Source organism: Azospirillum sp. 11R-A (assembly GCF_049472615.1).
Classification (GTDB): Bacteria; Pseudomonadota; Alphaproteobacteria; order Azospirillales; family Azospirillaceae; genus Azospirillum; species Azospirillum palustre.
Map to the genome: position 1 here is coordinate 417,808 of NZ_JBCEBL010000002.1, position 14,345 is coordinate 432,152.

Genomic DNA, 14,345 nt, shown 5'->3' on the forward strand with positions numbered 1-14,345 from the left:
CGCAAGCGCGCCGTCGAGACAAATTGTCGCGCGATCGGGTGCCGGTGGCGGTTTTCCGCCCTTTTTGGCCTGCCCTCGCCTGCCCTGCTTCAGGGACGGTTGGGGTCGAAGCGCTTCGCCAGCCCCTGCCAGCAGCGGTGATAATCGTGCTGCAACTCCGCGGTTTCCAATGCGTGCCGCGTCGGTCGGATCACCGCGCGGGTTTCGACCATGAAGGCCATGGTGTCGGCGACCCGCTGCGGCCGGCTGGTGTCGGCGGCTGTCGCCTTGGCGAAGGTCTCCGCATCGGGGCCGTGGCCGCTCATGCAGTTGTGCAAAGACGCCCCGCCGGGCAGGAAGCCCTCCTCCTTCGCGTCGTAGACGCCATGGATCAGGCCCATGAACTCGCTGGCGACGTTGCGGTGGAACCAGGGCGGACGGAAGGTGTCCTCCTGCACCAGCCAGCGCGGCGGGAAGATGACGAAGTCGATGCTGTCGACGCCGGGGGTGTCGCTGGGAGAGTGCAGTACCAGGAAGATCGACGGGTCGGGATGGTCGAAGCCGATCGAGCCGATGGCGTTGAAGCGGCGCAGGTCGTATTTGCAGGGCGCGTGGTTGCCGTGCCACGCCACCACGTCCAACGGCGAGTGGTCGATGCGGGCGGTCCACAGAGCGCCGTCGAACTTCGCCACCAGCTCGAAGTCGCCGTCGACATCCTCGTACCAGGCGTCGGGGGTCAGGAAGTCGCGCGGGTTGGCAAGGCCGTTGGAGCCGATGGGGCCGAGGTCCGGCAGGCGGAACGGCGCGCCGAAATTCTCGCAGACATAGCCGCGCGCGGTCCCGTCCGGCAGTTCGACACGGAAACGGATGCCGCGGGGGATCAGCGCGATCTCCTGCGGCTCGACCTCCAGCACGCCGAGCTCGGTGAACAGGCGCAGGCGGCCCTGCTGCGGCACGATCAGCAGCTCGCCGTCGGCATCGTAGAAGAAGCGGCCCTCCATCGACCGGTTGGCGGCGTAGAGATGGATGCCGCAGCCGGTCTGCGCCTGCGGCCCGCCATTGCCGCCCATGGTGGCGAGGCCGGCGATGAAGTCGGTGGGGGCGTCCGGCATCGGCGGCGGGTTCCAGCGCAGCTGGGTCGGCGGGGCCGGCACCTCATCGAAGCGGCTGGTCAGGCGGCCGGACTCCAGCGGGCGGAAGGGCTCGTGCACCACCGCCGGGCGGATGCGGTAGAGCCAGGAGCGCCGGTTGTGGGCGCGGGGAGCGGTGAAGGCGGTGCCGCTGATCTGCTCGGCATAGAGGCCATAGGGCGGGCGCTGCGGCGAGTTGCGGCCGACGGGCAAGGCGCCGGGCAACGCCTCGGTCGCGAATTCGTTGCCGAAGCCGGACCGGTAGGTGAATGCGGAGGACGTCATGCGGGCTGCTCCCTTCTGCGAGGAGCGCCGGCGGCAGGCGCCGGGCGCGACCATTTGCCGCTGATATAGTTTCTTTTGAAACTATGCGCCAGGGGAAAATGGGGGTGCCGCTGCGGACGCCCCCTTCCCTCAGTTCATCGCGCGGTCGGGCAGGTCCAGCAGGAAGTCGCCACCCTCGTCGTAGCCGGCGGTGCGGATCACACCGTATTGCGGGGTCTGCGGCGCCTCGCTGGTCACGTCCTGGCGGACCTCCTGATAGAGGGCGTAGCCGCTGCTGTCCTTCGGCAGGCCGAGCACCCGCTTCTTCAGCGCCACCGCGAAGGGGGAGTTCACCTCGCCGTCGGCGACCGGCTCGTCGCCGCCCGACGACAGGGCCATGACCGAGCGGCGCTGCCGGATCTCCGTCTCGTTGGCGAGGCGGCTGGCATCGACCTTCTGCTCCTTGGTAAAGGCGCCGGAATAGCAGCTGTCGGACACCACCATCACATGCTTGGCCGGCATGCGGCTGAGGAAGCGGCCGATGTCGTTGTTCGATACCCAGTTGCGGGCGCTGGTCGTCTCCGCATCGGCCGGCAGCCAATAGCCGGTGCCGGTCTCGGCCAGCTCATAGCCGTGGCCGGCGTAGTAGACCATCACCTGGTCCTGCTCGCCGACCTCGCGGCCGAGCTTGCGCAGCGCCTCGCCGATCTGCGCCTTGGTCGGGTTGCGCAGCACCCGCGTCTCGTAGCCGAGCTGGTCGTTCAGCGCCTTGCCCACCGCCTTGATGTCGGCGTCGGGCGTGGCGAGCGCCGGGATCGCGCCGTCGCGGTAGCTGTCGACGGCGATCATCAGGGCGATCTTGCGCGGCTTCGGCGGGGCGGCCGGGTCGGGAGCGGAGGTCGCGCTGTCGATGGCGATGCGCTGCTCCGTCGTCTTGCCGGCCTCGTCGGTCATGGTCAGGGTGGCTTCCTTCGCCCCCGGCTCCACCGGGATGCTGGTGCGGAACTGGCCCTGTTCGTCGATGAAGACCCAGCGGCCGTTCACCCGCGCTTCGGCCAGATTGGCGCTGTCGGCGACGATGCCGCGCAGCGTCATGGTGCCGCCGCGGGTGCGGCCGCCGCGCGCCTGCTGCAGGCTGGGCGGCGCCGAGGCGGCGGCCGGACGGCCGAACATGTCCGCAGCCGACGGGTTCGCCACCAGCTGGCGCAGCGCGCCGGAGAAGGCCTGGGTGCGCTGTTCGCGCTCCACCCGCTGCACCATGGCGAGATAGGTGCGGGCGACCTGGGGCGGCAGGTTGGCCTGCGCCGCCGCGGCGCGCACCTGGGCATAGCCGCCGGGCCGGCCCGCCGCGCTGTTCTGCAGAATGCCGCCGACGCGCACCGCCACCGGGTCGCTGCTGGCGGTCAGCCCGCCGATCAGGGTGGGTACGGGCACGCTGGCCAGCACCGCGCGCTGTTCAGGCAGCGACAGGCCGCCGGTCGCCAGGGTCGTCACCGCCTGGACCATGCCGCCGTTGCCGGCCGCCTGGATGAGGGTGCCGGCCGCCGCCTGCACCTGCGGGGATGCCAGAAGCTGCGGCCCCGGCTGCGACAGGGTGGCGCCGGAGGAATAGGCAGCAGCCGCGTCCGCCGTGAAGGAGACCGAGCGGCCGGAGGCGAGCACGACCGTCGCCGGCCCCGGCGGCGGTGGAGGCGGCGAGGTCGGGGCGCCGTTGGAGGCGGAACTGCCTCCGGCGGACTGGGTGCCCTGCCCTTCTGCGGTCCGGGTGGCGGTGCCTTGCTCCAGCGTCGCCAGCAGGGTCTGCGGCGTGGTCGCGCCGGCCGTGGTTCCGGTGCCCGTGGTTCCGGTGGTCGCGCCGGTGCTGCTGCGGGCCGTGGCGCTGCTGCCCGTCGTCGTGGCGGCGGTCGAGCCGGTGCCGGTTGTTGTTGTTGGCGGATTGGCGGCGATCTGCGCCACCGTTTGCAGCGCCGCCTGCACGGAGCTGGAGGCGGACGCGGTGGACTGGCTGCCGCTCGTCGATGGGGTCGTGGTCGTTCCTGTCCCCGAGGACGCAGTGTCCGTCGTTCCAGTGCCGGTCGTTCCCGTGCCCGTGGTTCCGGTCCCGGACGTGTCCGTCCCGGTGGACGGGGTGGTGGTGGTCGGCGTGGTGGGCGTGCTTGTGGACGGCGTATCGGATCCGCCACCGCTTCCGGTGTCGGTGCCCGGAGTGGTGGGCGTCGTCGGTGCGGTCGGCGTCGGGTCCGTCACCGGCGGCGTTACCGGCGGGGGCGGCGGCGGAGGAGGTGGCGGCGGTGGGGGCGGCGGTGGTGGTGGCGGCGGAGCCGGCGTGCTGCTGACCGTCACGGCGCCGTTCCTGTACAGGGCGGAGGCGGTGCCGTGGGGGCCGGCGGTTCCGGCGGTGCCTTGCAGGGTCACCTCTCCGGCGGCGGCCACGATCTGGATGTTGCCGTCGTTTTCGGCGTCCAGCCCGATGCCGGCGACCTCGAAATCGGCCGACGACGCGCCGCCCTTGCCGGCGATGGAGACGCCGCCGGACGACAGCAGCCCCACCCTGCCCTGGAGCATGACGCCCCAGGACTCGATGGAGTCCGCCTCGCTGGCGTCGCCGTCGATCAGGATGGCGTCGGCGGCGGTGGAGCCGGCAACGACGGTCGGCCCACCGTCGTCGTTGCTTTCGATCAGCACGCCGGCGTTGCGGCTGTCGGACTGGGAGGTCGTCTTGCCATGGATGGCGATCTTGCCGGTGGCGGCGCCGATGGTCGAGCTGCCGTTGATCAGGACGCCGTGGGTGCCGTTGCTGTACCCCTCGCCCTCGCCGCGGATCGAGATGGAGCCGCGGTCGGTGTAGAGCGAGCTGTTGGCGATCGACACGCCGGCCCAGTCGTCGTAGCCGGCCTTGGCCGCCATGCTGGCCGGATCGCTGCCGCCGCCCAGGACGATGTCGCCGCCGGTGGTGGCAATGCTGCTGCTGCCCAGGCTGATGGCGCCGCCATAGCCGCCGCGGTTGCTGTTCAGCGTGACCGGCCGGTCGGCGGCGACGATGTGGCTGTCCATCAGGGAGATGCCGGACGCCGCCCTGAGCGTCACGGCGCCGCTGGAGGTCAGGCTGGTGTCGTAATCCAGAAAAAGATTGCCGCCCGACTCCACCGTGATCGGGGCATCGCCGTTGCGGATGACGGCGCCGCTCAGCTGGATGTCGCGGCTGGAGTTGGCGCCCGCCCTGATGGCGATGGCCCCGTTGCCCTGCACCGTGATGGAGGAGTCGTCGGTGATGCGGATCGTATCGTTGCCTTGGGAGCTTTCGCCATGCCCCTCGGTGCCGGTGATGGAAACGGCGCCGCCCCCGGTCTGGAGCGCGGAGGAGGACAGCAGCACGCCGACATTGTCGCCGTAATAGATGCCGTTGCCGCCCGCCCCGTTCAGCGTGATCGAGCCGGTCCCGGTGGTCAGCTGGCTGTCGTACAGCGCGATGCCGTGGTTGCCGTCCCCATTGTTCTCGCCGCCGTCGCCGTTGATCAGGATGGAGCCGGCGCCGGTCGAGACGATTGTGTCGTGGAATTCCACGCCGACCCGGTCGGAGCTGGGCGAATAGCCGCCGGAGATGCCGGTGGCGGGCTTCATCGCCGGGTTGGAGCCGCCGCCGACGATGAAGGCGCCGCCGTTGGTGGTGATGGCGATGGGCGAGGTGCCGGAGGTCGCCGCCATCCGCACGATCCCGTTGCCGGAGCCGGTCGCGGCGTTCAGGGTGAGGGTGAGCGCGCCCGCGCTGGACACGATGCTCTGGTTGACGACGATGTTGCGGTGGGCCTTCAGCGTCAGCGAGGCATCTCCGCCGGCCGTCTTCAGGATCGCCTGATCGACCGTGATGTCGCCGGCATCGGTCCCCGTCGATTCGGTTTGCAGCGTGACGCTGGTTCCGCCGTTCAGCGCGGTCTGGATATTGTCGGCGGTGATGGTGCCGCCGGTGGCAGCCACCGTGATGTCGGTCGGGTCGAGCAGCCAGAAGCCGCCGGCCACCATCCCCTGCCCTGCCCCCTGCCCCACCCCCTGCCCTGTTCCGGCCCCGGCATCGACGCTGCCGCGCACGTGCAGCGACAGCTTGCCCGACGTTTCGACGAAGCCGCCGTTGCCGCCGGCCGCCCCGCCACGGGCGGACACGGTGCCGTCGAAGCGGGTGCTGCCGTCGGCCCACACCACCACCTTGCCGCCCTTGCCGTTGTCGGTGGCGTCGGCGGCGATGGTCGCGCCCTGCGCCACCACCGTCTCGATGGAGGGCGGCACCGGCTTGCGCGCCGGGCGGATGTTGTAGCCGGCCAGCGTGGCGGCTGACGCCTTGCCGCCCTGCACGTCGCCGCCGATCAGCACCTCCCCGCCCCCGGCGGGACCGGAGGCGGTGATGCGGGCGGTAGCGGTCAGCGCCGTGCGGTTGCCCGACACGGTGACGGAACCGCCCTTCTGACCGGCGCCGCTGCCGCTGGCATCGATGCTGCCGGACACCTCGACCTCGCCGCCGTCGCCCAGCAGGACGATGTCGCCGCCCTGCTGCTCCACCCGGCGGGCCTGGACGGTGCCGGACATGTTGACGACGCGGTCGACCAGCCCCTTGGCGGCGCTCGCCGTCATCTGCACCCGGCCGCCGTCGGCGAAGATTTTGCCGCTGTTGCTGACCAGCGCGTCGACCGGCTTGCCGTCGGCACCGACCGGACGGGCGTCCGTTTTGGCGTCCACCGCGATGTTGATCTTCTGGTCGCCGAAGAGGTCGACGACGAAGCGGCGGCCCGAGGCCAGCGTCACCTCGCCCATGCGGGCCTGGATGGTGCCGCGGTTGGCGACGCCGGGGGCGACCAGTGCCGCCAGACCGGCCTGGGCCACCGTGATCGTGCCCTCGTTCTCCACCGTCGCGGTGGAGCCGGCGCGGCCCTCGAAACTGTAGCGGCCGGCCATGAAGTCGGCGTTGCGGATGTCGTGGGTGGTGGCGACCAGCCCGCCGACATCGACCCGGGCGTTCGGGCCGAACAGGATGCCGTTGGGGTTGACCAGCCAGACCTGCCCGTTCGCGGTCAGCCGCCCCAGGATCGCCGACGGGTCGGAGCCGGTGACGCGGTTGAGGGTGATGGCGCTGGCGTCGGGCTGCTGGAAGTTGGTGTGCTCGCCCTCGGCGATGCCGAAGCGCTGCCAGTCGATCACCGCCTTCGGCGTCGACTGGATGATGTCGAGCCGGCCGGGGGCGGTCGTATGGATGGTCGCGGCACCGTCGGTGACCACGCCGCCTTCGGGGTTGGCGAGTGCGGGGAGGGGCAGGGCGAGGACGGCGGTCAGGATCGCCAGACGTGCGGCCCCGGCCAGAGCCGTGCTGTGACGCAATGCCGCCCGCCGCCGTGCATCGTCCCGGCGGACCGCCGTCCTGCCGTGCACATCCAACTCCCGCCCCGATCCCCGCATCACCGACCCAACCCCCATTGCCGCCCCCGACTCTTGCGGGAAGGCAATACGCTGTTCAAAACCCTGGAATGCGTAACATTTTAGCGACGGGGCGCGGGTACGGAAATCCCGAAAGTGGTGACAGAATGTTTCGTGGTGGCAACAGAGGCGGTTGGACCGGGGCAGGGGGAAGCGTTACCGGTAACGGAAATGGGGGCGAGGCGTTACCGGTAACGGCTTTGACGGTACAGAGATCGCCTATTTCCATGGCGCAGGTGCCGCCTTTGCCCTTTCGGGGACCGGGACGATCCGCTAAGAAGAAAGCCATCAGACGACTGGCACGCGATGCAGGGGGAACAGATGGCCGATCCGACCGCCGTCGCCACAAGGAAATCCGCGGGCAAATCCACAGGTAAATCAAGCGGCAGGTCGGCAGCCCAGGGCGCCGGCGGCGCGGTAAACAAGGCTGCGCCGCTGCCCGCGCGCTGGGTGGTGTACAGTGCGCCGAAGGGCGGGACCGGCAAGACCACCAGCTGCAAGAACACCGCCGTGGCCGCGGCCAAGGACGGCATGCGGGTGGCGACGCTGGATTTCGACCCACAGCGCACGCTGGGGCAGTGGCACGAGCTGCGCCGTCCGCACGATGTGGCGTCCATCGACCATTACGAAGGGACGCTGGACGACATCGAGGCGGCGCTGGCCCAGATCGATCCCGGCCGCTACGACGTGGTCTTCGTCGATACGCCGCCGTCGGTGGAGCTGTATCCGGAGGCGACCAAGATCCTGCTGCGCCGCGCCGATCTGGTGCTGGTGCCGACCGGGGTCGGCCGCTTCGACAAGATGAGCGTCATACCCTGGATGGAGTTCCTGCGCGACTATGGCCGCCCCGCCGCCTTCCTGCTGAACCGGGTCAAGCGCCGGTCGGTCAGCCTGCGCGAGGCGAAGCTGGAGCTGGGCCGGGTCGGCCGGCTGGTGCCGCACGAGGTGCCGGACATCGAGGACATGCACCGGGTCGACGACGTCGGCTGCTCCATCGTCGATGTCGGCGCGGTGAATGGCGCCGACGAATGCCTTGGCGCCTGGTACTTCATCCGGCACGAGCTGGGGATCTGAACCCCAGGGGGGATTTGAATATGGCCAATGTGAAGTCCTTCATGAAGAAGGTGGCGGAGCAGGGCAAGGCCGCCCCGCCGCCGGATGCCAAGACGGAGGTAGTGTCTACTCCTGTGCGGTCAGGGTCTGCTGTGGCGCCGTCGAAGGCGGACCGCCGGGCGTCGGACATCAGCGATGCCATCGTGCCCTGCCACACCCGGCAGGAATTCGCCCAGGAAATCCGCTATCACTGGAACCGCAGCCGCAAGGAGTTCCTGTCGATCGGCCGGTACCTGAACCGCGCCAAGGAAATCCTGCCGCACGGCGACTTCGAGGCGATGATCGAGAGCGACATGCCGTTCTCGGTCGAGACCGCCTTCCGCTTCCGCGCGGTGGCGGAGGCGGTGGACACCGGCCGGCTGTCCCTGGATGTGCTGCCGGGGGCGGAAAGCGTCGCCTACCAGATCGTCACCATGACGCCGGACGAGCTGGAACGCGCCAAGGCCCAGGGGCTGATCCGTCCCGACGTGACCCGCCGCCAGCTGATCGACTTCAAGCGCTCGCTGCGCCCGCCGAAGGACGTGACGCCGAACGACCGGCGCCGGCAGCTGCTGGCGGACTATGCCCGGCTGCGCGTCCGCATGGCGGAAATCCGCGACGAGCTGCGGCGCGACCATGGCATCGACCCGGAGCATGACGATCATGTCCGCTCCGGCCGGGCCGGTGTCACCATCGATGTCGAGGCGGAGGATATCAGGGCGGACCCCGAGGACGACCGGCGGTAAAGACCGGGCGATCCGGCGTTCAGTGCCAGCGTTCAGTGCCAGCGTTCAGTGATTGTGCGAGGTGTGGGAGGCGGGGCTGTCGTCGCCGCGGCGCGACGGCGGGCTGCCGCCGCCCAGCAGGTTGGTCAGCGACCGGAAGTCCCGCTGGAAATTGCTGAAGAAGTCGCCGTCGCCGCCGCGCGACACGCGCATGGGCGAACTGGCCATGCTGTGGCTTTCCGGGCCGCCGACGCTGCGGCCGCTGCTGCGGGCGCGGCGGTCCGGCGCTTTCGGCTTGCGTGACGGCGTGACCAGCGGCGGGGGAGGGGCCTCCGGCAGCGCCGCGGTTTCGGGCGCGCGGGCGAAGGCATCGCCGCACAGCCCGTGGTCGGATGCCTGCTCCAGGCGGCCAGGATCGAGCCGCCAGCAATCGAAGGCGTCCATCTGCGGCTTCGACGGGGCGGGGGAGGGCAGGGGGGCGGCGGACTGCTGGTGGGCCTCCTGAACCTCCGGCGCCGACAGCAGCGGTTCCGCCGCGGCCGGGACTGCGGCAGGCATGACGAGCAGGGCCGCAAGTGCCGCCGCCATCACCGCTCCGCTGCCTCTTACCGTCCGGCCTTCGCCCGGCATTCCGTATCCTCTTGGCCGTCGCATCCGCGTCGCTTAACAGATAAACGCAACAGGGCGCCTGTTCGTCCGCGCGAAATGGGGGCGCTGCCCCGGAAGATGCGGTACTCCTTCGGATCAGGCTCTTTCGGCCGTACACCTTCCATTGGTGTGCGGCGTTGTCGCAGGGGCGGGTTGGCGCTCTTGTCAGGCGGGCGGCTTGATGGGAGAGTCCGGCCCCTCATTCACCTTGCAAGAACGGACGGCGCGCCGGCGGACATGGCCGATTTCAACTGGAACGACCTGCGCTTCTTCCTGGCGGTGGCCCGGGCCGGCACGCTGACCACCGCGGCCCAGCGGCTGCGCGCCGACCACACCACGGTCAGCCGCCGCATCACCGCGCTGGAGGACGCGCTGCGCGTCACCCTGTTCGAACGGCGGCCCAGCGGCTTTACCCTGACGCCGCAGGGCGAACGGCTGAAGCAGACGGCGGAGGTGATGGAGAGTGCCGCCCTGCTGGCCCAGGGCATGGTGGCCGACGGCGATCTGGCGCTCGCCGGTGCCGTGCGGATCGGGGCGCCGGACGGCTTCGGCAGCTGCTTCCTGGCGCCGCGCATCGGGGCCTTGTGCGAACGTCATCCGGAGCTGGAGGTGCAGCTGGTCGCCATGCCGCGCGTCTTCAGCCTGTCGAAGCGCGAGGCCGACATCGCCATCAGCCTGTCGCGCCCGCAGGAAGGGCGGCTGTTCGCGCGGAAACTGACCGATTACCGGCTGGGGCTGTACGGCACCGCCGGCTATCTCGACGCAAGGCAGGATATCCGGAGCCGCAGTGACCTGCGCGGCCATTCCTTCATCGGCTATATCGACGACCTGATCTTCGCGCCGGAACTGGACTATGTCGAGACCATCGGCGAGGTCGCGCCGCGCATCAAGAGCAGCAGCCTCGTCGCCCAGCTGAAGGCGACGCTGGCCGGAGCCGGCCTGTGCATGCTGCCAGCCTTCATCGCGGCCGGCGAGCCGGAGCTGGTGCCGGTGCTGCCCGACGAACTGACGATCACCCGGTCCTTCTGGCTGATCGTACACGAGGATCTGCGCTCGCTGGCGCGGATTTCGATGACCGCCGACTACATCGCCGATCTGGTGCGGCGGGAGCAGGCGCTGTTCCTGCCCCCGCCAACCGTTTGATTTACCGTGTGGTTCAGCCTTCGCCGCGCAGCATGCGGATGATGCCGGAGAAGTCGGCGCCGCCTTCGCCTTGCGCGTTCATCATGGCGTAGAGCTGCGCCGCCGCGGCCCCCAGCGGGGTGGGGGCACCGGCGCCCTGGGCCGCTTCCTGGGCCAGCTTCAGGTCCTTCAGCATCAGCGCCGCCGCGAAGCCGGGCTGGTAATCGCGGTTGGCCGGGCTGGCGGGGACCGGGCCGGGGACCGGGCAATAGCTGGTCAGCGACCAGCACTGGCCCGACGAGGTCGACGACACGTCGAACAGCGCCTGATGCGACAGGCCGAGCTTCTCCGCCAAGACGAAGGCCTCGCAGACGCCGATCATCGAGATGCCGAGGATCATGTTGTTGCAGATCTTCGCCGCCTGGCCGGCACCGGCGCCGCCGCAATGGACGATCTTCTTGCCCATGGCCTCCAGGATCGGGCGGGCGCGCTCGAAGGCGTCCGCTTCGCCGCCGGCCATGAAGGTCAGGGTGCCGGCGGCAGCGCCGCCGACGCCGCCCGACACCGGCGCGTCGAGCGAGGCGGCGCCCGTGTCGGCGGCCAGCGCATGCGCCTTGCGGGCGGAGTCCACGTCGATGGTGGAGCAGTCGATCAGCAGCGTGCCCGGCCGGGCCACCGGCGCGATGTCGCCATAGACGCCCAGAACATGCTTGCCGCCCGGCAGCATGGTGATGACCACTTCGGCCGCCGCGGCGATGGCGGCGGGCGACTCACCGATGGTGACGCCGGCCGCCTTGGCCGCCTCGATGGCGGCGGGCACGAGGTCGTAGCCAACCACCTGATGCCCCGCCTTCACGAGGTTCGCGGCCATCGGGCCGCCCATGTTGCCCAATCCGATGAAACCGATCACCGCCATCGTCGCGTCTCCCGTTCCTTTGGTTTTTATGGTGCTTCCCCCTCTCCCCCCGAGGAGAGGGGACTAGGGGTCGTTTTGGTCAGGCCATCCGCCCGATCTCGCTGCGTGAGACGATCAGGCGCATGATCTCGTTGGTGCCTTCGAGGATCTGGTGGACCCGCAGGTCGCGCACGATCTTCTCGACGCCATAGTCCGCCAGATAGCCGTAGCCGCCGAACAGCTGGAGCGCGTTGTTCGCCACCTCGAAGCCGGTGTCGGTGGCGAAGCGCTTCGCCATCGCACACAGGCGTGTGGCGTCCTTGTTCTTCGCATCCAGCGCCGAGGCGGCGCGGTGGACGAAGGTGCGGGCGGCCTCAAGTTCGGTCGCCATGTCGGCGATGCGGAATTGCAACGCCTGGAAGCGGTCGAGCGTCTGGCCGAAGGCCTTGCGCTCGCTCATGTAGGTCAGCGCCTTGTCGAGTGCGGCCTGGGCGCCGCCGATGGAGCAGGCGGCGATGTTGATGCGGCCGCCGTCCAGCCCCTTCATGGCGAACTTGAAGCCCATCCCCTCCTGATCCAGCAGGGCGGTGGCGGGGATGCGGGCGTCCTCCAGGATGACGGCGCGGGTCGGCTGGGCGTTCCAGCCCATCTTGTGCTCGTTGGCGCCGAAGGACAGGCCGGGGGTGTCCCTGGGCACCAGGAAGGCGCTGATGCCGCCGGGGCCGTCCTCGCCGGTGCGGGCCATGACGAGGTAGAGGTCGGAGCTGCCGGCACCGGAAATGAACTGCTTGGCGCCGTTGAGGACGTAACTGTCGCCGTCGCGCACGGCTTTGGTCCGCAGCGCGGCAGCGTCGGAGCCGGCATTGGCCTCGGTCAGGCAGTAGCTGGCGAGCCATTCCATGGTGCAGAGCTTCGGCAGCCAGTGGGCCTTCTGCTCGTCGCTGCCGAAATTGTCCACCATCCCCGCCACCATGTTGTGGATGGAGATGTAGGAGGCGATGGTCGGGCAGCCCTGGCTCAGCGCCTCGAAGATCACCACGGCGTCGAAGCGGCTGAGAGCCGAGCCGCCATGGTCCTCCGACACATAGATGCCGCCCATGCCGAGCTCGCCGGCGGCGCGCAGCGTGTCGACGGGGAAATGCTTCTTCTGGTCCCACTCGACAGCGTTGGGCGCCAGCTCGTCGCGGGCGAAGGACAGCGCCATGTCGCGGATGGCGACCTGGTCTTCGGTCAATTCAAAGGACATGCGTCACCTCGTGCAACCCCCCTCCCGCCGGAGGCGGGAAGGGGAATGTTACGCCGATCAATCCATGGTCGGGATGACGAAGCTGGCGCCTTCCTTGACGCCCGAGGGCCAGCGGGAGGTGACGGTCTTGGTCTTGGTGTAGAAGCGCACCGCGTCGGGGCCGTGCTGGTTCAGGTCGCCGAATCCCGAACGCTTCCAGCCGCCGAAGGTGTAGTAGGCGAGCGGAACCGGGATCGGAACGTTGATGCCGACCATGCCGACATCGACACGGGACGCGAAGTCGCGGGCGGCGTCGCCGTCGCGGGTGAAGATGGCGACGCCGTTGCCGTACTCATGATCGTTCGGCAGCGACAGCGCTTCTTCATAGCTGTCGGCGCGGACGACGGAGAGGACCGGGCCGAAGATCTCCTCCTTGTAGATGCGCATGTCCGGCTTCACCTCGTCGAACAGGCAGCCGCCCATGTAGAAGCCGTTCTCGTAGCCCTGCATCTTGAACTCGCGGCCGTCGACCGCCAGCTTGGCGCCTTCCTTGACGCCGAGATCGACGTAGGACTTCACCCGCTCCAGATGCTCGGCCGTCACCAGCGGGCCGAAATCGGCGCTGCTGTCGGTCGAGGGGCCGACCTTCAGGCTTTCCACCCGCGGGATCAGGCGGTCCATCAGGGCGTCGGCGGTCTTCTTGCCGACCGGCACGACGACGGAGATCGCCATGCAGCGCTCGCCCGCCGCGCCGAAGCCGGCGCCGATCAGCGCGTCGGTCGCCTGGTCGAGGTCGGCGTCCGGCATCACCAGCGCGTGGTTCTTGGCGCCGCCGAAGCACTGCACGCGCTTACCGGCAGCACAGCCGCGGTTGTAGATGTATTCGGCGATCGGGGTGGAGCCGACGAAGCCGACCGCCTTGATGTCGCGGTCGTCGAGGATGGCGTCCACCGCCACCTTGTCGCCATGGACGACATTCAGGATGCCCGCCGGCAGGCCGGCCTCCAGCATGAGTTCGGCCAGCTTGACCGGCACGCCCGGCGTGCGCTCCGACGGCTTCAGGATGAAGGCGTTGCCGCAGGCGATTGCCGGGGCGAACTTCCACATCGGGATCATGGCGGGGAAGTTGAACGGCGTGATGCCGGCGACGACGCCCAGCGGCTGGCGCATCGAATAGATGTCGATGCCGGGGCCGGCGCCGTCGGTGAACTCGCCCTTCAGCAGGTGCGGGATGCCGCAGGCGAACTCCACCACCTCCAGGCCGCGCTGGATGTCGCCCTTGGCGTCGACGATGGTCTTGCCATGCTCCAGCGACAGCAGCAGAGCCAGCTCGTCGTAATCGCGCTGGACGAGGTCGAGGAAGCGCATCAGCACGCGGGCGCGGCGCTGCGGGTTGGTGGCGGCCCAGCCGCGCTGCGCCTGCTTGGCGTTCTCGACCGCGGCGCGCATCTCCTCCACGCTCGCCAGCGGCACGCGGGCGCGCACCTCGCCGGTCATCGGGGAGTAGACGTCGGCGAACCGGCCGGACGTGCCGGAAACCAGCTTGCCGCCGATCAGGTGCTGAAGTTCGGTGGTCATCCTATTGTCCTCCCTCGGGATTGTTTGTCACCATGTGGACCTGAGCGGCCCGTCGGGGCGACCCGAAACTTTGCGCATCGGTTGTGCAGGAATGCGGCAAGGGGTGTGCGCCTGTCCCCAAAGGTGTGTGGAGAGTTGAAACCCCACCGCTTATAGTGCGCCCGCGCAGTCCGGACCGGAATCCGATCCGGGCCGTGCGGGGATTGCCGCAGAAACGGCGAAGCGGA

General features: G+C 69.6%; 9 protein-coding genes. 3 read left to right on the forward strand and 6 right to left on the reverse strand.

Annotated features, from left to right (window positions below):
• Positions 1 to 89 precede the first annotated feature (89 nt).
• Together hmgA and VH569_RS05520 are read right to left on the reverse strand one after the other, a co-directional pair.
• Positions 90 to 1,394, reverse strand: a complete 1,305-nt coding sequence (gene hmgA, locus VH569_RS05515; protein ID WP_423314482.1) for a homogentisate 1,2-dioxygenase — start codon at positions 1,392 to 1,394, stop codon at positions 90 to 92.
• A 129-nt stretch (positions 1,395 to 1,523) separates the two neighbouring features.
• Positions 1,524 to 6,788, reverse strand: a complete 5,265-nt coding sequence (locus VH569_RS05520) for a filamentous hemagglutinin N-terminal domain-containing protein (protein WP_423314483.1) — start codon at positions 6,786 to 6,788, stop codon at positions 1,524 to 1,526.
• Between the two features lie 366 nt (positions 6,789 to 7,154).
• Between VH569_RS05520 and VH569_RS05525 the strand changes: the two genes are divergently transcribed.
• Both VH569_RS05525 and VH569_RS05530 read left to right on the forward strand, forming a co-directional pair.
• The gene (locus tag VH569_RS05525; RefSeq protein WP_423314484.1) at positions 7,155 to 7,907 is read left to right on the forward strand and encodes a ParA family protein; all 753 of its coding nucleotides are present in this window, start codon (positions 7,155 to 7,157) and stop codon (positions 7,905 to 7,907) included.
• Positions 7,908 to 7,927: 20 nt separating this feature from the next.
• Positions 7,928 to 8,671, forward strand: coding sequence for a DUF3102 domain-containing protein (locus tag VH569_RS05530; protein WP_423314485.1), 744 nt, complete (start codon positions 7,928 to 7,930; stop codon positions 8,669 to 8,671).
• 45 nt (positions 8,672 to 8,716) lie between these two features.
• Here the strand turns inward: VH569_RS05530 and VH569_RS05535 are convergent, their stop codons facing one another.
• A complete protein-coding gene (locus VH569_RS05535) occupies positions 8,717 to 9,238 on the reverse strand; it encodes a hypothetical protein (protein ID WP_423314486.1) in 522 nt (173 codons plus the stop codon).
• A 297-nt stretch (positions 9,239 to 9,535) separates the two neighbouring features.
• On the opposite strand from VH569_RS05535, the gene VH569_RS05540 reads away from it, so the two are divergent.
• Positions 9,536 to 10,441 (forward strand): LysR family transcriptional regulator, encoded by a 906-nt coding sequence (locus VH569_RS05540; protein WP_423314487.1) that lies wholly within the window; start codon positions 9,536 to 9,538, stop codon positions 10,439 to 10,441.
• Positions 10,442 to 10,454: 13 nt separating this feature from the next.
• Here the strand turns inward: VH569_RS05540 and mmsB are convergent, their stop codons facing one another.
• The 3 genes from mmsB to VH569_RS05555 form a co-directional block, all read right to left on the reverse strand.
• A complete protein-coding gene (mmsB, locus tag VH569_RS05545) occupies positions 10,455 to 11,336 on the reverse strand; it encodes a 3-hydroxyisobutyrate dehydrogenase (RefSeq protein WP_423314488.1) in 882 nt (293 codons plus the stop codon).
• A gap of 79 nt (positions 11,337 to 11,415) precedes the next feature.
• On the reverse strand, positions 11,416 to 12,561 hold the full coding sequence (locus VH569_RS05550; RefSeq protein ID WP_423314489.1) for an isobutyryl-CoA dehydrogenase: 1,146 nt from the start codon (positions 12,559 to 12,561) through the stop codon (positions 11,416 to 11,418).
• 57 nt (positions 12,562 to 12,618) lie between these two features.
• Positions 12,619 to 14,118 (reverse strand): CoA-acylating methylmalonate-semialdehyde dehydrogenase, encoded by a 1,500-nt coding sequence (locus VH569_RS05555; RefSeq protein WP_423314490.1) that lies wholly within the window; start codon positions 14,116 to 14,118, stop codon positions 12,619 to 12,621.
• Positions 14,119 to 14,345: the final 227 nt, after the last annotated feature.

Bases quoted from the DNA above. Each gene is read 5' to 3' on its own strand.
- VH569_RS05540 (WP_423314487.1), top strand. From the start codon at position 9,536: ATGGCCGATTTCAACTGGAACGACCTGCGCTTCTTCCTGGCGGTGGCC.
- hmgA (WP_423314482.1), bottom strand. From the start codon at position 1,394: ATGACGTCCTCCGCATTCACCTACCGGTCCGGCTTCGGCAACGAATTC.
- mmsB (WP_423314488.1), bottom strand. From the start codon at position 11,336: ATGGCGGTGATCGGTTTCATCGGATTGGGCAACATGGGCGGCCCGATG.
- VH569_RS05525 (WP_423314484.1), top strand. From the start codon at position 7,155: ATGGCCGATCCGACCGCCGTCGCCACAAGGAAATCCGCGGGCAAATCC.
- VH569_RS05535 (WP_423314486.1), bottom strand. From the start codon at position 9,238: ATGGCGGCGGCACTTGCGGCCCTGCTCGTCATGCCTGCCGCAGTCCCG.
- VH569_RS05550 (WP_423314489.1), bottom strand. From the start codon at position 12,561: ATGTCCTTTGAATTGACCGAAGACCAGGTCGCCATCCGCGACATGGCG.
- VH569_RS05530 (WP_423314485.1), top strand. From the start codon at position 7,928: ATGGCCAATGTGAAGTCCTTCATGAAGAAGGTGGCGGAGCAGGGCAAG.
- VH569_RS05555 (WP_423314490.1), bottom strand. From the start codon at position 14,118: ATGACCACCGAACTTCAGCACCTGATCGGCGGCAAGCTGGTTTCCGGC.